The 17,581-nt window shown below is 63.4% G+C and carries 11 protein-coding genes; 7 read left to right on the forward strand and 4 right to left on the reverse strand.

Annotated elements, in window-relative coordinates; translation table 11 throughout:
* Nucleotides 1-6 precede the first annotated feature (6 nt).
* On the reverse strand, nucleotides 7-2,643 hold the full coding sequence (gene topA / locus EN850_RS19475; protein ID WP_136092047.1) for a type I DNA topoisomerase: 2,637 nt from the start codon (nucleotides 2,641-2,643) through the stop codon (nucleotides 7-9).
* 366 nt (nucleotides 2,644-3,009) lie between these two features.
* Nucleotides 3,010-3,387, reverse strand: a complete 378-nt coding sequence (locus tag EN850_RS19480) for a hypothetical protein (RefSeq protein WP_135864404.1) — start codon at nucleotides 3,385-3,387, stop codon at nucleotides 3,010-3,012.
* 283 nt (nucleotides 3,388-3,670) lie between these two features.
* Between EN850_RS19480 and EN850_RS19485 the strand changes: the two genes are divergently transcribed.
* The 4 genes from EN850_RS19485 (at nucleotide 3,671) to EN850_RS19500 (ending at nucleotide 8,788) form a co-directional block, all read left to right on the forward strand.
* On the forward strand, nucleotides 3,671-4,417 hold the full coding sequence (locus tag EN850_RS19485; RefSeq protein ID WP_135880489.1) for a cytochrome c biogenesis CcdA family protein: 747 nt from the start codon (nucleotides 3,671-3,673) through the stop codon (nucleotides 4,415-4,417).
* A 123-nt stretch (nucleotides 4,418-4,540) separates the two neighbouring features.
* Nucleotides 4,541-5,917: a bifunctional UDP-N-acetylglucosamine diphosphorylase/glucosamine-1-phosphate N-acetyltransferase GlmU gene (gene glmU, locus EN850_RS19490; RefSeq protein WP_136092048.1), complete on the forward strand. Its 1,377-nt coding sequence runs from the start codon at nucleotides 4,541-4,543 to the stop codon at nucleotides 5,915-5,917.
* Nucleotides 5,918-6,118: 201 nt separating this feature from the next.
* The gene (gene glmS / locus EN850_RS19495; RefSeq protein ID WP_135928629.1) at nucleotides 6,119-7,942 is read left to right on the forward strand and encodes a glutamine--fructose-6-phosphate transaminase (isomerizing); all 1,824 of its coding nucleotides are present in this window, start codon (nucleotides 6,119-6,121) and stop codon (nucleotides 7,940-7,942) included.
* A gap of 93 nt (nucleotides 7,943-8,035) precedes the next feature.
* On the forward strand, nucleotides 8,036-8,788 hold the full coding sequence (locus tag EN850_RS19500) for a DUF502 domain-containing protein (RefSeq protein WP_135880484.1): 753 nt from the start codon (nucleotides 8,036-8,038) through the stop codon (nucleotides 8,786-8,788).
* Here EN850_RS19500 and recG read toward each other — a convergent pair.
* The gene (gene recG / locus EN850_RS19505; RefSeq protein ID WP_136092049.1) at nucleotides 8,740-10,848 is read right to left on the reverse strand and encodes an ATP-dependent DNA helicase RecG; all 2,109 of its coding nucleotides are present in this window, start codon (nucleotides 10,846-10,848) and stop codon (nucleotides 8,740-8,742) included. The two genes, EN850_RS19500 and recG, sit on opposite strands and share 49 nt — an antisense overlap.
* Nucleotides 10,849-10,940: 92 nt before the next feature.
* Between recG and EN850_RS19510 the strand changes: the two genes are divergently transcribed.
* The 3 genes from EN850_RS19510 to EN850_RS19520 all read left to right on the forward strand — a co-directional run bounded on the left by EN850_RS19510 (nucleotide 10,941) and on the right by EN850_RS19520 (nucleotide 16,345).
* Complete coding sequence (locus tag EN850_RS19510; RefSeq protein WP_127281115.1) at nucleotides 10,941-11,228, forward strand: succinate dehydrogenase assembly factor 2; 288 nt, start codon at nucleotides 10,941-10,943, stop codon at nucleotides 11,226-11,228.
* Nucleotides 11,229-11,315: 87 nt separating this feature from the next.
* A complete protein-coding gene (gene mfd, locus EN850_RS19515) occupies nucleotides 11,316-14,813 on the forward strand; it encodes a transcription-repair coupling factor (protein WP_136092050.1) in 3,498 nt (1,165 codons plus the stop codon).
* 158 nt (nucleotides 14,814-14,971) lie between these two features.
* Nucleotides 14,972-16,345, forward strand: a complete 1,374-nt coding sequence (locus tag EN850_RS19520; protein ID WP_127872585.1) for a 3-deoxy-7-phosphoheptulonate synthase class II — start codon at nucleotides 14,972-14,974, stop codon at nucleotides 16,343-16,345.
* Nucleotides 16,346-16,457: 112 nt separating this feature from the next.
* Here the strand turns inward: EN850_RS19520 and EN850_RS19525 are convergent, their stop codons facing one another.
* Nucleotides 16,458-17,528, reverse strand: a complete 1,071-nt coding sequence (locus EN850_RS19525) for a diguanylate cyclase (protein ID WP_127872584.1) — start codon at nucleotides 17,526-17,528, stop codon at nucleotides 16,458-16,460.
* Nucleotides 17,529-17,581 lie beyond the last annotated feature (53 nt).

The following is a 17,581-nucleotide window of genomic DNA, read 5'->3' on the forward strand; positions in this document are numbered from 1 at the left end:
GCCGTCCTATCCTTTTTTCTTCGCGGCCGGCTTCTTGGCGGCTGCCTTCTTGGTCGTGGTTTTCTTGGCTGTGGGGGCCTTGGCCGCGGCCGCCTTGCGGAACGGCTTCTTGCCACCGCCGCCCTTGGCTTCCTTCTCGGCAATCAGCGCCAGCGCATCCTCGACGGTCACCGATTGCGGATCCTTGCCCTTGGGCAGCGTGGCGTTGACCTTGCCGAAATTTACATAAGGGCCGTATTTGCCGTCGCGCACGACGATCTTGCCGCCGCCGTCCGGATGGTCGCCAAGCTCCTTCAGGGCTGCCGGCGTGCCGCCGTTGCGGCCGCCCTTGCCCTTCGACTGCTTCTCGGCAATCACGGTGACCGCGCGGTTGAGGCCGATCGAGAACACGTCCTCGATGCTGTCGAGATTGGCGTAGGTGCCATCGTGCAGCACGAATGGGCCGTAGCGGCCAAGACCGGCCGAGATCATCTTGCCGCTTTCCGGATGCTGCCCCACGTCGCGCGGCAGCGCCAGCAAGGCGAGCGCCTTCTCGTGATCTATGGATTCAGGCGTCCAGCCCTTGGGCAGGCTCGATCGCTTGGCTTCCTTGCCGTCACCGCGCTGGATGTAGGGGCCGAAGCGGCCCGAGCGCAGCGTGATTTCCTCGGCCGTGTAAGGATCCTTGCCAAGCAGCTTGGTGCCGTCGTCGCCACCGCCGTTCTCCCCATTGGGATTGGCGGCGTCGCCGAGCTGGCGGGTGAAGGAGCATTCGGGATAGTTCGAACAGCCGACGAAAGCCCCGAACTTGCCGAGCTTCAGCGACAGATTGCCGGTGCCGCATTTCGGGCAGATACGCGGATTGGAGCCGTCCTCGCGGGCAGGGAAAACCAGCGGCGCCAGTTCTTCGTTCAGCGCATCGAGCACGTCGGTGACGCGCAGCTCCTTGATGTCGGCGACGGCACCGGAAAAATCCTTCCAGAAGTCCCGCAGCACGTCCTTCCAGGCGAGCTTGCCGTCGGAAATCTCGTCGAGCTTTTCCTCCAGCGAGGCGGTGAAGTCGTATTCGACATAGCGCTCGAAGAAGCTTTCGAGGAAGGCCGACAGCAGGCGGCCCTTGGCCTGCGGCACCAGCCGGCGCTTGTCGATCGTGACATAGTCACGGTCCTCGAGCGTCTTCAGGATCGCCGTGTAGGTAGAGGGACGGCCGATGCCGAGCTCTTCCAGCTTCTTGATGAGCGACGCCTCGGAGTAGCGCGGCGGCGGCTCGGTCGTGTGCTGGGTGGCATTGATTGCGCGGCGGGCAAGCTGCTCGCCGGCGCGGATTTCGGGCAGACGGCGGTTTTCCTCGTCTTCGGCGTCGTCATCCTTCTGGTCGGTGTAGGCGGCGATGAAGCCATCGAAGCGGACGACCGAGCCAACGGCGCGGAGCTCGGCGGTGCGGGCGCCGTTCAGCGCCTCGATTTCGACGGTGGTACGCTCGATCTCGGCCGACTGCATCTGGCTGGCGATGGCGCGCTTCCAGATGAGTTCATAGAGCCGTGCCTGGTCGGCATCGAGATATTGCCGGACCGACGCCGGGGTGCGCATGAAATCCGTCGGCCGGATCGCTTCGTGCGCTTCCTGGGCGTTCTTGGCCTTGGCGGTGTATTGGCGCGGCTTTTCCGGCAGGTATTTCGGGCCGAATTCCTTGGCGATGGCGTCGCGAGCGGCGTCGATCGCCTCGGGGGCCATCTGCACGCCGTCGGTTCGCATATAGGTGATGAGGCCGGCGGTCTCGCCGCCAATGTCCATGCCTTCATAGAGCCGCTGCGCCACCTGCATGGTACGCGTGGCCGAGAAGCCGAGGCCCGACGAGGCGGCCTGCTGCAGCGTCGAGGTGGTGAAGGGCGGGCCGGGGTTGCGCTTCGTCGGCTTGGCTTCGACGGACAGCGCCTTGAAGGTAGCCCCCTCGAGCATCGCCTTGATGTCGTCGGCCTGCGCCTTGTTGGCAATGTCGAGCTTTTGCAGCTTCTTGCGCTCGAATGCGGTCAGGCGGGCTTCGAAGGTCTCGTTGCGCGGTGTGCCGAGGATGGCAGCGATCTGCCAATATTCCTCGCGGATGAAGCGTTCGATTTCGGATTCGCGGTCGCAGACCAGGCGCAGCGCCACCGACTGGACGCGGCCGGCGGAGCGGGCGCCCGGCAATTTGCGCCACAGCACCGGCGACAGCGTGAAGCCGACGAGATAGTCCAGCGCCCGGCGGGCGAGATAGGCATCGACGAGAGGCGCATCGATCTGGCGCGGATTGGCCATCGCCTCCAGCACCGACGCCTTGGTGATGGCGTTGAAGACGACGCGGCTGACGGGCTTGTCCTTCAGCGCGCGCTTCTGCTTGAGCACCTCCAGCACATGCCAGGAGATAGCCTCGCCTTCGCGATCCGGGTCGGTGGCGAGGATCAGGCCGTCGGCATCCTTGACCGCATTGGCGATGTCGGTAAGGCGCTTGCCCGAGGCGGTGTCGACCGCCCAGGACATCGCGAAATCCTCATCCGGGCGCACCGAGCCATCCTTGGCCGGCAAATCGCGGACGTGGCCGAACGAGGCAAGAACCTTGTAGTTCCTGCCGAGGTATTTGTTGATTGTCTTCGCCTTGGCCGGCGATTCGACGACGACGACGTCCATGAGGTCTCATATCAGCTGTGATGCGGCAGAAGAATTCCGCTGCGCGCGACGAAATCTCGGTTCTGTTCGTCGCTCACATGGCCGCGCTTTTGCATCCGGTCAAGGGGAAGGGGCCAAATTGCGGGGGTGCCGCCAGCAATACACTCTAAGAGTGTATGGAGAAATCACAGAATTTCGGTCAGGCTGGATGATCGTCACCAGTCTCGAAAGATGACCCGGTTCAAGTTTCGGTGAGTCGAGGAAAGATCCGCCGGAATGCCGGACCGGGGCGCGCCATGGTTCACAAAAAAGCCAATCGCCGGATCGGGCAAGGATGCCGGCGACCAACCCATGTCCCCCAGCGGGCAGGATATGGCGTTGAGGGGTTCAGTCGGCTTTGGCGATGTGCCAGACGCCGGCGACGCCATCGCCGCTCACATCTCCGGCTTTCTTGTCCTTGATGAAGGTGTAGACCGGCTTGCCGTCATAGGCCCACATCTTGGTGCCGTCGGTGCGCTTGACGGTCGTCCATCCTTCGGAGGCCTTTGCGCCGGCTTCGGCCTTCAACGGTGGCCAGTTGGCGGCGCATTTGTCGTCGCAGTTCGACTTGCCCTTCTCATCCTTGTCGTAGGTATAAAGCGTCATGCCCTTGGCGTTGGTGTAGATCTTGGTGCCTCCGACATTGGCTTCCTTCCACGCATCGGCGGCGAGGGATGCGACGGTGCTGAGCAAAAGCGCGGCTAGCCCTACAGTTATGGTCTTCATGGAAATCTCCCTGGCTAATATGTGGAGGTGCGCGGGAAATCGCGGCCTCGTCGTGTCAACGCCTGCCGGTCGGGTTTTCTTCCCGAGAGGCTTGAGGACATTGGCAGCTGGCGGGCCTCGTTGCCCGTAACAATTCTCTCGGTTCGGTCGTACTAAGATGGGTGGCGCAGCTGAATTCGGGGCGAGTGCGATTGCCCGAACGGCGACCGGTTGCCACACATTGGTGATTGGCGCACAGGTCGGCGCGTCGCTATATCGGCGCCGGAACAGTAGGAGCTTTGGAATGGCATTGGACATCGGCTATGTCAGCGCGGTCGGGGCGGGGGCCATCTCGTTCCTGTCGCCATGCGTGCTGCCGCTGGTGCCGCCCTATCTCTGCTACATGGCCGGCGTATCGGTCGACGATTTCCGCGGCAATGCGGGCGCGACGGCAAGCCGGGGCGCACGCGGCGCGCTGCTCTACTCCTCGATCGCCTTCGTGCTCGGTTTTTCGACCGTGTTCGTCGCGCTCGGCGCCGGCGCCTCGACCATCGGCCGGCTGCTGCGCGTCTGGCAGGAGCCGCTGGCGATGGGCGCCGGGGTGCTGATCATCCTGATGGGCCTGAATTTTCTGGGCATCCTGCGCATCCCCTTGTTGTCGCGCGAGGCGCGCTTCCAGTCGCAGGGCAAGCCGGCCAGCGCCGTCGCCGCCTATGTCATGGGCCTTGCCTTCGCCTTCGGCTGGACGCCCTGCATTGGCCCGGTGCTGGGGCCGATCCTGACCCTGGCCGGTGGCCGTGAAACCGTGGGCGAGGGCGCGCTGCTGCTCGCCGCCTATTCGCTCGGCCTCGGCATCCCGTTCCTGATCGCCGCGCTGTTCTCCGGCGCCTTCATGCGCTTCCTCGGCAAATTCCGCGTCCATCTCGGCCGCGTCGAAAAGGCGATCGGCGCGCTGCTGGTCGTCGCCGGCGTGTTTTTCCTCACCGGCGGCGTGCAGGCGGTGTCTTATTGGCTGCTGGAGAATTTTCCGCTGCTGGGGCGGCTGGGGTAAGCCTACTGATTAGAAGTCAGTTGCTCTTCCGTCTGCATCTCACCGGAATTTAACCGCATTGGTGCAGCATCGCGCCACTGCTAGCATGATTTGATTCCCAACCCTTTTCATATGGTTGCCTTCATGAGCCAGAGAACCTGCCTGTCCGTCATCCTCGCCGCCGGCGAAGGCACGCGCATGAAGAGCGCGCTGCCGAAGGTGCTGCACCAGATCGCGGGGTTGCCGATGGTAGCTCATGTGGTGAAGGCGGCCGAGGCCGCTGGCGCCAGCGGCCAGGCGCTGGTCATCGGGCATGGCGCGGATGAGATGCGTAAGGCGGCGGCGAAATTTGCACCGAAGGCGGAGACCTTCGTTCAGGACAAACGCCTTGGCACGGCGCATGCCGTCCTCGCCGCTCGCGAAGCGATATCAAAGGGTTATGACGATGTCCTCGTCATGTTCGGTGATACGCCGCTGATCGATGCGGATGCCCTGACGGTGGCGCGACTGAAACTGGCTGAAGGTGCCGCTGTCGTGGTCATCGGTTTCCGACCGCCCAGCCCGACCGGCTATGGCCGGCTGATCGAAAAGGGAGGCAAGCTGATAGCGATCCGCGAGGAAAAGGATTGCTCCGAAGAAGAGAAGAAGATCGCCTTCTGCAATGCCGGCATGATGGCGGTGGCCGGCGCGCACGCGCTCAAACTGCTCGACGCCGTCGGCAACAAGAATGCCAAGGGCGAGTATTATCTCACCGATATCGTCGAGATCGCCAGTGCACAGGGCCTTGATGTCGTTGCCACCGAAGCCAGCTTCGAAAGTGCGCTGGGCATCAACAACCGCGCCGAACTGGCGCAAGCCGAAGCCATCTGGCAGGCGCGTCGGCGCCATGAGGCGATGCTGTCGGGCGTGACGCTGATTGCTCCGGAAACCGTCTATTTCTCGCACGATACCGAAATTGGCGCCGACACGATCGTCGAACCCAATGTCTGGTTTGGACCGGGTGTGAGGGTTGCCTCGGGCGCCAAGATCCACGCCTTCAGCCATATCGAGGGCGCCACCATTGCTTCCAATTGCGATGTCGGGCCGTTCGCACGGCTGCGGGCGGGCGCCGATCTCAAGCAGAAGTCCAAGGTCGGCAATTTTTGCGAGGTCAAGCAGGCCGTTATCGAGGAGGGCGCCAAGGTCAACCATTTGACCTATATCGGGGATGCCCGCGTCGGCGCCGGGGCCAATATCGGCGCCGGCACCATCACCTGCAACTATGACGGCTATTCGAAATTCTTCACCGATATCGGCGAGGGCGCCTTCATCGGCTCGAATTCCTCACTGGTGGCGCCGGTCACCATCGGCAAGGGCGGCTATATCGCCTCGGGCAGCGTCATCACAGAAAGCGTGCCCGACGATGCGCTGGCCTTCGGCCGCGCCCGCCAGAAGACGATTCCCGGCAAAGCCAAGGAATTGCGCGAACGGTTTGCCTCCGCAGCGGCGGCGAAGAAAAAGGCGGCTGGCGCCGACCATTAGCGATTGGTCGACGGGGCTGCTTTCTCGCCGAAGCAATCGAAAAACCGAGCGATTGCAGTAACCGGATTGCAAGGGCGGGCTGTCATGGTGCATGCCTGCAGAAGCGTCCGTTACACGGGACGAAATGCAATGTGACTTTCGCGGCAGGCCGGCCACCCCTAAATAGCGCTGGTTTTCCATGGGCAATCGGGGACTGTCTGCATGTGCGGTATCGTTGGAATCGTCGGCCACTCCCAGGTTGCGCCGCTTATCGTCGATGCGCTGAAGCGGCTCGAATATCGCGGCTATGACTCGGCAGGCGTCGCCACCATCGAAAAGGGCGTGCTCGGCCGCCGCCGCGCCGAAGGCAAGCTGGTCAACCTCGAACGCCGGCTCAAGGACGAGCCGCTCGATGGCACGATCGGTATCGGCCACACCCGCTGGGCGACCCACGGCGTGCCCAACGAGACCAATGCGCATCCGCATTTTTCCGACGGCGTCGCTATTGTCCACAACGGCATCATCGAGAATTTTGCCGAATTGCGCGACGAGTTGATCCGCGACGGCTATTCCTTCTCGTCGCAGACCGACACGGAGGTCGTTGCGCATCTGGTGGCGAGGGAGCTCGCCAAGGGGCTGAAGCCGGTCGAGGCCGCGCACAAGGCGCTGAAGCGGCTGGAAGGCGCTTTTGCGCTGGCCATCATGTTCAAGGGCGACGAGGACCTGATCGTCGGCGCCCGCAACGGCCCCCCACTGGCGGTCGGCCATGGCGATGGCGAGATGTTCTTGGGGTCCGACGCCATCGCGCTCGCTCCGTTCACCAACTCGATCACCTATCTCGAAGACGGCGACTGGGCGGTGGTGCGCCGCGACAGCGTCGCCATCTTCGACATCGACGGCAGACAAGTCGACCGCAGGCGCCAGCAGTCGCTGTCGACCAGCTTCATGGTCGACAAGGGCAACCGCCGCCATTTCATGGAGAAGGAAATCCACGAGCAGCCCGAGGTGATCTCGCACACGCTGGCGCATTATGTCGATTTTGTCTCCGGCGTGTCCAAGCCGCTCGACCTGCCATTCGATTTCGCCAAGATCGGCCGCTTGGCCATCTCCGCCTGTGGCACTGCCTATCTCGCCGGCCTTATCGGTAAATACTGGTTCGAGCGCTATGCGAGACTCCCGGTCGATATCGATGTCGCATCGGAATTCCGTTACCGCGAGATGCCGCTGTCGGCGAACGATGCGGCCTTCTTCATCTCGCAGTCCGGTGAGACCGCCGATACGCTGGCCTCGCTGCGCTATTGCCGCAAGGCCGGCATGAAGATCGGCGCCGTCGTCAACGTGCGGGAATCGACCATGGCGCGCGAATCCGACGTGGTGCTGCCGACGCTCGCGGGGCCGGAGATCGGCGTCGCTTCGACCAAGGCTTTCACCTGTCAATTGTCGGTGCTCGCGTCGCTTGCCGTACGCGCCGGCGTGGCGCGCGGGGCGATCTCGACGGAGCAAGAGAAGACGCTGGTGCGAGCGCTTTCGGAAGCACCGCGCTATGCCAACCAGGTGCTGAAGCTCGAAGAGCAGATCGAACGGATCGCGCGCGAGCTGTCGCGCTACAAGGACGTGCTCTATCTCGGGCGCGACACCAATTTCCCGCTGGCCATGGAAGGCGCGCTGAAGCTCAAGGAAATCTCCTACATCCATGCCGAAGGCTATGCGGCGGGCGAGCTGAAGCACGGGCCTATCGCGCTGATCGACGAGAACATGCCGGTGATCGTGATTGCGCCACATGACCGCATCTTCGAAAAGACCGTGTCCAACATGCAGGAAGTGGCGGCGCGCGGCGGCAAGATCATCCTGATCACGGACAGCAAGGGCGCGGCACAGGTGAGCGTCAAGACGATGGAGACGATCGTGCTGCCGGATGTGCCGGAAATCATCTCGCCGATCATCTATGCGCTGCCGATCCAGATGCTCGCCTATTTCGCCGCCGTGTTCATGGGCACCGACGTCGATCAGCCGCGCAATCTGGCGAAATCGGTGACGGTGGAATAGGCACTCTTAAACAGGCGCCTTTAAAAACTTCGCAGTTCCAAACCGTCTTCCGGTTCACTAATGTTGCGCCGCAACCCGCGCGCCCGGTGAACCATGTCCGATGCTCCGAAGACCTCCGGCATGACCCGGCTGAGGAACTATTTCCTCACGGGCTTCGTCGTCTGCGCCCCACTGGCGATCACCGCCTATATCGCATGGTCGTTCATCGGCTGGGTCGATTCCTGGGTCAAACCCTATATCCCGGCGCGTTACAGCCCCGATACCTACCTGCCGTTCCCGGTTCCGGGGTTCGGGCTGATCGTCGCGCTGATCCTGATAACGCTGATCGGTTTTCTCGCCGCCAACATTGTCGGCCGCGCCATAGTCGGATTTGGCGAGCGCCTGCTTGGCCGCATGCCGCTGGTGCGCGGCATCTATGGCTCGCTGAAGCAGATTTTCGAGACCGTGCTGTCGAACAAGGGCGACATGTTCCGTCAGGTTGGGCTGGTCGAATATCCACGCAAGGGTGTGTGGTCGCTGGTGTTTGTCGCCAGCGAGAAGGAAACCGAGATCAATCAGAAGCTCGACCAGGAAGGTGATCCGCTGATCGCCGTGTTCATGCCGTGCACGCCGAACCCGACGACCGGTTTCCTGATGTATGTGCCCAAATCCGACATCGTGCCGCTCGACATGACGATCGAGGACGGCGCCAAGCTGATCGTGTCGGCCGGGTTGGTGGCCCCTGAGGTAAAGACGAAATTGGTGACGCTGAACGGTGAGCCGATCAACGGAACCCTGGCCAATCCGCCGCTAGGCCCTCATCCGGCGCGCAGGAGCCGCACGGCCTCGTCGCGGCCAAACAAGTAGAGCAGGAGCCGCAGCGCCTCGCCGCGATCCGATTGCAGTTCGGGGTCGCGCGACAGGATCAGCCTGGCATCGTCTCGCGCGGCTTCGAGAAGGTCGGCATGCGCCTCGATCCGCGCCACCTGGAAACCCGGCGTGCCGGACTGGCGCGTGCCGAGCAATTCGCCTTCGCCGCGCAATTTCAGGTCCTCCTCGGCGATCAGGAAGCCGTCCTCCGTCTCACGCATCACCGACAGCCGGCGTTTGGCGGTTTCGCCGAGCGGGTCCTTGTAGAGCAGCACGCAGGATGACTTGATATCGCCGCGCCCGACCCGGCCGCGCAGCTGGTGCAATTGGGCGAGACCGAATCGCTCGGCATGCTCAATGACCATGATCGTGGCGTCAGGCACGTCGACGCCGACCTCGATGACAGTGGTGGCGATCAGGATGCGCGTCTCGCCCTGCTTGAAGGCGCGCATTGCCTCGTCCTTCTCGGCACCCTTCATGCGGCCATGGACAAGGCCGATGCGATCGCCGAATAGCGGCTTCAGCGAGGCGAAACGATCCTCGGCCGACATCAGTTTTATCTCTTCTGACTCCTCCACCAACGGACAGATCCAATAGATTTTCTGGCCATCCGCGACGGCATCGAGCATGCGGCCGACCAGTTCGTCGAGCCGTTCGAGCGGCAGCGTGACGGTGCGGATCGGCTGGCGGCCGGCTGGTTTTTCCGTCAGCTTCGACACATCCATGTCGCCGAAAGCGGTCAGCACCAGCGTGCGCGGGATGGGGGTCGCGGTCATCACCAGCATGTCTGGCGCGTCGCCCTTGGCGGTGATGGCAAGCCGCTGGTGGACGCCGAAGCGATGCTGCTCGTCGATGACGGCCAGGACCAGATCGTGGAAGCTGACCGTTTCCTGAAACAGCGCGTGGGTGCCGACGACGATGTCGATTTCGCCGCTGGCGAGACCCGCCAGTGTTTCGACTCGCTCGCGGCCCTTTTCGCGGCCGGTCAGGATGGCGATGCGCAATCCGACCTTGGCGGCAAGCGGGGTGATCGTCGCCAGATGCTGGCGCGCCAGGATTTCGGTCGGCGCCATCAGCGCCGCCTGGCCGCCGGCCTCGACGGCGCGTGCCATGGCCAGGAGAGCCACGACCGTCTTGCCCGAGCCGACATCGCCTTGCAGCAGCCGCAGCATGCGCTCGGGGTCGGCGAGATCGGCGTTGATTTCGGCGAGCGCGAATTCCTGCGAGGGGGTAAGCGAATAGGGCAGGGCCGCACGCAGCTTCTCGACGATGCGGCCATCGCCGACGAGCGGTCGGCCTGACAGGCGTCGCACCTTTGCCCGCACCAGGGCCAGCGAAACCTGCCCGGCGAGCAATTCGTCATAGGCGAGGCGGCGCCATGCAGCCCCTTCGACCGCGACATCGATCGGGTCGGCGGGATAATGGATGCGGGTCAGCGCGTCGCCGAAGGACGCAAAGCCCTGGCGGCGCATGAAGGCATCGTCCTGCCATTCCGGCAGGTCCGGCAGGCGGCCGAGCGCCTGGCCGATGGCACGGCGCAAAACCTTGCCGGACAGCCCCGCGGTCAGCGGATATACCGGTTCGACCAGCGGCAGGTTCTCGGCTTCATTGGCGAGTGCGATATGGTCGGGATGGACCATGGTCGGGCGCCCATTGAACCATTCCATGCGGCCTGACACCACGACATGCTCGCCCACCGGCATCGCCTTTTCGAGATAGGCGGCATGGGCATGGAAGAAGGTCAGGCCGATTTCGCCGGTATCGTCATGGGCGTAGACCCGATAGGGCACTGATTTGTTGCCGCGCGGCGGCGCCTGGTGGCGGTCTATGCGCAGCTCAAGCGTCACGATGGCGCCTTCGGCCGCGAGTGCGATGCCTGGCCGGTTGCGGCGGTCGATGACGGTGTGCGGCAGCACGAACAACAGATCGCCGGCACGCGCTGCGCGATCGCCGAGGTCGGCCGCCACGACCTTCTCGATCAACGCACCGACCTTCGGTCCGATGCCGGCAAGCGAAGTGATCGGGACAAACAGGGGATCGAGGATGGAAGGACGCATGATGTCAGCTTATGTCGCGACGGCCGCAGCGCAAGGCTGACACCGCCCACTATCCACGCTATATGCGCCGCTTGAAGCGAGGATGCGGCACAATGACCGGAACGAAACGATCAAGCGAGGGTCTGGACGCCCATCGCCGCAAGCTGTTGTTCCGCTCCTGGCATCGCGGCATGCGCGAGATGGACCTCATCCTCGGCACCTTCGCCGATGCCGAGATCGGCACCTTGACCGCCGAGGAAATCGACCAATATGAGAGGCTCCTCGACATTTCCGACACGGAATTCCTGCCGCTGGTCACTGGCGAACGCCCGGTGCCGACGGAGATCGACTGTGCCGTCCTGCAAAAAATCCTGGCGTCCCGCCGGACCATGACTTTCTGAACACATGACTTTCTGAACACAAGCAATTCCAGGAAAAGTGCGAAGCGGTTTTCCCACGGGAATTGCGACAACCAAGACCGTGATTTGATGGCTCTCATTCCCACCATTGGCTTGCCGAAGGGCCGCACCGGTCAGTTCATCGTCGACGGTGTCGCCGATGGATACGAGGCCTTCGCGCTGGTCCAGACGGCGCTCGAGATCGCACCCGACAAGCCGGTGCTGTTCGTGGCCCGCGACGGCCAGCGCCTGCCTTCCATCATCGAGGCGCTGTCCTTCGTCGCACCCGGCCTGCCCGTGCTGGAGCTGCCTGCCTGGGACTGCCTACCATACGACCGTGTGTCGCCGGGTTCCGATGCCGCCGCCAAGCGCCTCGATGCGCTGACCGCCATGATCGCGCTGGCGAAGAAACCGCATCGTGCCGTCATTCTCACCACCGCCAATGCGTTGCTGCAGCGTATTCCGCCCGCGGAGCTTGTCGAGGCGCAGACCTTCCACGCCAGACCCGGCAACCAGATCGACATGAATGCGCTGATCGCGCGGCTGGAGACGTCGGGATTCGAACGCGTGCCGACCGTGCGAGGCATCGGCGAATTCGCGGTGCGCGGCGGCATTCTCGACCTCTTCGCGCCCGGCTGGACCGAGGCGCTGCGACTTGATTTCTTCGGCGACACGCTGGAATCGATCCGCGTCTTCGACGCCGCCACGCAGCGCACCACTGGCCAGCGCAAATCGATGGCGCTGCAGGCGATGAGCGAAGTGGCGCTGACGCCTCAAACCATCAGCCGCTTCCGCCGCGCCTATATCGAGGCCTTCGGCGCGCCATCGCGTGACGACGGGCTCTACGCCGCGGTCAGCGAGGGGCGGCGCTTCGCGGGCATGGAGCATTGGCTGCCGTTCTTCTATGAGCGGCTGGAGACGGTGTTCGATTACTTGCCTGACGCACCCGTGGTTTTCGACCATCTGGCGCATGAGGCGCTTGCCGAACGTCATACGCTGATCCTCGACCACTACGAGGCGCGCAAAAAGCAGGCTGACGGTGCGCTCAAGGATGCGGTGCCCTACAAGCCGGTTGCGCCGGACCTGCTCTACCTCTCGCCGGAGAATCTCAAGTCTTCGCTTGGCGAGCGCGAGGACATCGACTTTACCGTGTTCGATGCGCCCGACGTAGGGGGTAAGAAAGTCTTCCACGCCGGCTCGCGGCATGGCCGCAGCTTCGTCGAGGAGCGAGCCGATCCGAACGTCAATGTCTTCGATGTCGTCGTCCGGCACATAGCCGACGAGCGCGCGGCGCGGCGCCGGGTCGTCATCGCCGGCTGGACCGAAGGCTCGCTCGACAGGCTTGGCCAGATCCTGGCCGAGCACCATCTCGGCAACCTCAAACAGGTCGAGACGCTGGCCGAGGCCGAACAGCTCGAGCCGTGCCAGGCCGCATTGGCGGTTTTGCCGCTGGAATCCGGCTTTGAGACTGAAAAGCTGGTCGTTGTCGCCGAACAGGACATTCTGGGCGATCGGCTGATCCGTCGCTCGAAGCGCAAGAAGCGTGCGTCCGATTTCATCGCCGAAGCCTCGGCCCTGTCGGCCGGTGACATTGTCGTCCATGCCGACCACGGCATTGGCCGCTTCATCGGCCTGCGCACCATCGAAGCGGTCGGCGCGCCGCATGACTGCCTGGAAATCCACTATGCGGGCGACGACCGGCTGTTCCTGCCGGTGGAAAACATCGAGCTTTTGTCGCGCTATGGCTCCGACACAGCCGAGGCAACGCTCGACAAGCTCGGCGGCGGCGCCTGGCAGTCGCGCAAGGCCAAGCTGAAGCGGCGCCTGCTCGATATGGCCGGGCAGCTGATCCGCATCGCCGCCGAACGGCAGATGCGCGCCGCGCCGGCGCTGGTGCCGGCCGAGGGCCTCTATGATGAGTTTGCCGCCCGTTTCCCTTACGAGGAAACCGACGACCAGCAGACGGCCATCGACTCGGTGCGCGACGACCTTGGCGCCGGCAAGCCGATGGACCGGCTGATCTGCGGCGACGTCGGCTTCGGCAAGACCGAAGTGGCGCTGCGTGCCGCCTTCATCGCGGCGATGGAAGGATTTCAGGTCGCCGTGGTGGTGCCCACGACGCTGTTGTCGCGCCAGCACTTCAAGACATTCTCGCAGCGTTTCTCGGGGCTTCCCATCCGTGTCGCCCAGGCCTCGCGGCTGGTCGGCGCCAAGGAACTTGCCGAGACGAAGAAGGCCCTGGCCGAGGGGCAGGTCGACATCGTCGTCGGCACCCACGCGCTGCTCGGGTCGTCGATCTCGTTCAAGAATCTCGGCCTGCTGATCATCGACGAGGAGCAGCATTTTGGCGTCAAGCACAAGGAACGGCTGAAGGACCTGAAGAGCGATGTTCACGTCCTGACGTTGTCGGCGACGCCGATTCCGCGCACTCTGCAACTGGCCCTGACCGGCGTGCGCGAACTGTCGCTGATCGCCACGCCGCCGGTCGACCGCATGGCGGTGCGCACCTTCATCTCGCCCTTCGATCCGCTGGTCATCCGCGAGACGCTGCTGCGCGAGCGCTACCGCGGTGGCCATTCCTTCTATGTGGTTCCGCGGATCAGCGATCTCGCTGAAATCCATGATTTCCTTAAGGAATCCGTTTCCGAGCTGAAGGTGGCGGTGGCCCATGGGCAGATGCCGCCTGGCGAACTCGATGACATCATGAACGCCTTCTATGACGGGCAGTACGACGTGCTTCTGTCGACCACCATCGTCGAATCGGGCCTAGACATCCCGACCGCCAACACGCTGATCATCCATCGCGCCGACATGTTCGGCCTGTCGCAGCTCTACCAGTTGCGCGGCCGCGTCGGGCGCTCGAAGGTGCGCGCCTATGCGCTGTTCACCCTGCCGGCCAACCGCAAGCTGACCGACACGGCCGAGCGCCGACTGAAGGTGCTGCAATCGCTCGACACGCTGGGCGCCGGTTTCCAACTCGCCAGCCATGATCTCGACATCAGGGGCGCTGGCAATCTTCTGGGCGAAGAACAGTCCGGGCACATCAAGGAGGTCGGCTTCGAGCTCTACCAGCAGATGCTGGAGGAAGCGGTCGCCGAGGTGAAGGATTCCGGCGAGGTCCAGGATGGCGGCTGGTCGCCGCAGATCGCCGTCGGCACGGCGGTGATGATCCCGGAAGGCTACGTGCCGGACCTGCAGCTCAGGCTGGCGCTTTATCGCCGTCTCGGCGATCTCGAAACCACCGAGGAAATCGACGCCTTCGGCGCCGAGTTGATCGACCGTTTCGGCCCGCTGCCGGACGAGGTGAAGCATCTCTTGAAGATCGTCTTCATCAAGGCGCTCTGCCGCAAGGCCAATGTCGAGAAGCTCGACGCCGGGCCGAAGGGCGTCGTCATCCATTTCCGCAAGCGTGAATTCCCCAATCCCGTCGGACTGGTCAAGTATATCGGCGAGCAGGGTTCGCTGGCCAAGATCAGGCCGGACCATAGCGTGGTCTTCGCGCGCGATTGGCCGAATGCCGAAAAGCGCCTGGCGGGCTCGGCTGTGGTCATGACGCAATTGGCGAAGTTGGCGGAGAAGGCGGCCTGATCCCGGCTTTCGGGCCGTCCTGGGGGCGTCAAGCCATTCGCCAGCATCGAAATTCCGGTCTAGAATAGGAAATCGGCTTCGTGTATGGAGCCGCCACCCCATCTAGGGGCTGGAAATGGCGGGCAAGGGTGTTCGCCGGAAAGAGCGTGGGTGCAGCGATGACGAAATGGTCGCCGAATTCGTGGAGAGCAAAGCCAATCAAGCAGGTTCCCGCCTATCCGGACCTTGCAGCGCTGAAGAACACGGAAGCCCAACTCGCCACCTTTCCGCCGCTGGTCTTTGCCGGCGAGGCGCGCAAGCTGAAGAAGCAATTGGCTACCGTCGCCGCCGGTGAGGCCTTCCTGCTCCAGGGCGGCGACTGCGCCGAGAGTTTTGCCGAACATGGCGCGGACAACATCCGCGACTTCTTCCGCGTCTTCCTGCAAATGTCGGTCGTGCTGACCTTCGCCGGCGCGCAGCCGGTGGTGAAGGTCGGCCGCGTCGCCGGCCAGTTCGCCAAGCCGCGCTCATCCGACAACGAGACCAAGGGCGAGGTGACGCTGCCGAGCTATCGCGGCGACATCATCAACGGCATCGAATTCGACGCCAAGTCCCGCATCCCTGATCCTGCCCGCCAGGAAATGGCGTACCGCCAGTCGGCGGCGACCCTTAATCTTCTGCGTGCGTTCGCGCAGGGAGGCTATGCCAGCCTGGAGAACGTGCATCGCTGGATGCTCGGCTTCGTCTCCGACAGCCCCCAAGGCGAGAAATACGAGTCGCTTGCCAACCGCATCACCGAGACGATGGATTTCATGCGCGCGGTCGGCATTACGTCCGAAACCAATTTCGCGCTGCGCGAAACCGACTTCTACACCAGCCACGAGGCGCTGCTGCTCGGCTACGAGGAAGCGCTGACCCGTGTCGATTCGACCTCCGGCGACTGGTACGCCACGTCGGGCCACATGATCTGGATCGGCGACCGCACGCGCCAGCCCGACCATGCGCATGTCGAATATTGCCGCGGCATCAAGAATCCGCTCGGGCTGAAATGCGGTCCGTCGCTGACGCCGGACGGCCTGCTGGAACTGATCGACCTGCTGAACCCCGAGAACGAGCCGGGGCGGCTGACGCTGATCGCCCGCTTCGGTTCCGACAAGGTTGCCGACCATCTGCCGAAGCTGGTGCGCGCGGTGCAGAAGGAAGGCCGCAGCGTGGTCTGGTCGTCGGATCCGATGCACGGCAACACCATCGAAGCCGCCGGCTACAAGACGCGGCCCTTCGATCGCATCCTGAAGGAGGTGCAGACCTTCTTCGAGGTGCACCGCGCCGAAGGTACCCATCCGGGCGGCATCCATGTCGAGATGACCGGCAAGAACGTCACCGAATGCACCGGTGGCGCGCGCGCCATCACGGCCGAGGAGTTGCAGGACCGCTACCACACCCATTGCGATCCGCGCCTCAATGCCGACCAGGCGATCGAACTGGCCTTCCTGGTCTCGGATCTGTTGAAGAAGAGCCATCCGGTGCAGCACAAGCAAGTCGCGAACGGCTGAGCCTGGCAATTGGACCGATGAAGCAAAAGGCGCCTGGGAAACCCGGCGCCTTTTCCATTTTCGGCTTTTGTGCCTCCGACCGTGCTGGCGCGGCCGGCGAAAAGCGCAGGGTTCAGTCTTGCTTGTAGAGCAGCCAGCTCTTGCCGGCGCGGCCGGCCATGGCCGAATGCCTGGTGACGCGGTTGCGGCCACTGACTTTCGAGCGATAGAGCGCCCGATCCGCCTTGGTGTAGAGGTCTTCGGGGCCTTCGGCCTCGGATGCCATGCAGATACCCATCGATACCGTCACGGTGCCGTAATTCATGCCGGTCTGGCTGCTGGTGAAGGGGGTCTGCTCGATCAGCGTGCGGATGCGTTCCGCGATCTCGTAGGTCGCGTCCTCGCTGGCGCCCTCGATGATCAGCGCGAACTCCTCGCCGCCGGTGCGGGCGACGAACATGTCGCCGCGAATGCTGGTCCGGAAAATCTCGGCGATGATCTGGATGATCTTGTCGCCCACGGGATGGCCGTAGCGGTCATTGATGTCCTTGAACCGATCGATGTCGACAAGCACCAGGGCATTGAACAGGATACCTTTGTTGCTGTTGTAGATCCTGGTGATTTCCTTGTCGAAGGCGCGGCGATTCCAGATCTGGGTCAACGGATCCGTGTCGGCCAGCCGCTTGTATTCCTCGAGCTTCGACTTGACGCTCTCGAGTTCGGCCGTCTTGTCGCTCAGCGTCGAGGCGATCTGCCGGCCGTGATCGATCGTCGAATTGGTCGCGATGGTCATTGCATTGGCGATTTTTTGCAGAAGATCCTGGGAGAGCAGGCTGCGGTTGGTCAGGCCGCTCGATGTCTCATCGAGGATTCTGCCGTATTTTTCGATGTGGCTGCGTTCGCTGCGCAGGAGCGACGCGACCTCTTCGAGCTCGCGGGCGATGACGTCCCTGGCATGCTCGACGATGCCGGGGCCATGGTTATGGGCGAAGAAGGTGCGTCCGATCTGATCGAGCTCGTCCTGCGTCGGCCGGTTGCTCAGCGATACGACGGCGAGGCTGAGTTCGCGGTTGGTGCCGCTCAAGGCCTCATAGAAAATCTCATAGTTGCGTGGCAGACCGAGGACGCCAAGCTGGCGCATGGTGGCGACAACGGTGGTTGCGATATCGGTGCTTCGTTCGGTCGAGGCTGCTGCCGGCTGCATGTCTGATTCACTCTTCCCCTCGGATCCCGGCCAGAATTCGCGGGTCCATTGAT

It is taken from the genome of Mesorhizobium sp. M8A.F.Ca.ET.207.01.1.1, assembly GCF_004794715.1.
In the GTDB taxonomy this organism is placed as follows: domain Bacteria; phylum Pseudomonadota; class Alphaproteobacteria; order Rhizobiales; family Rhizobiaceae; genus Mesorhizobium.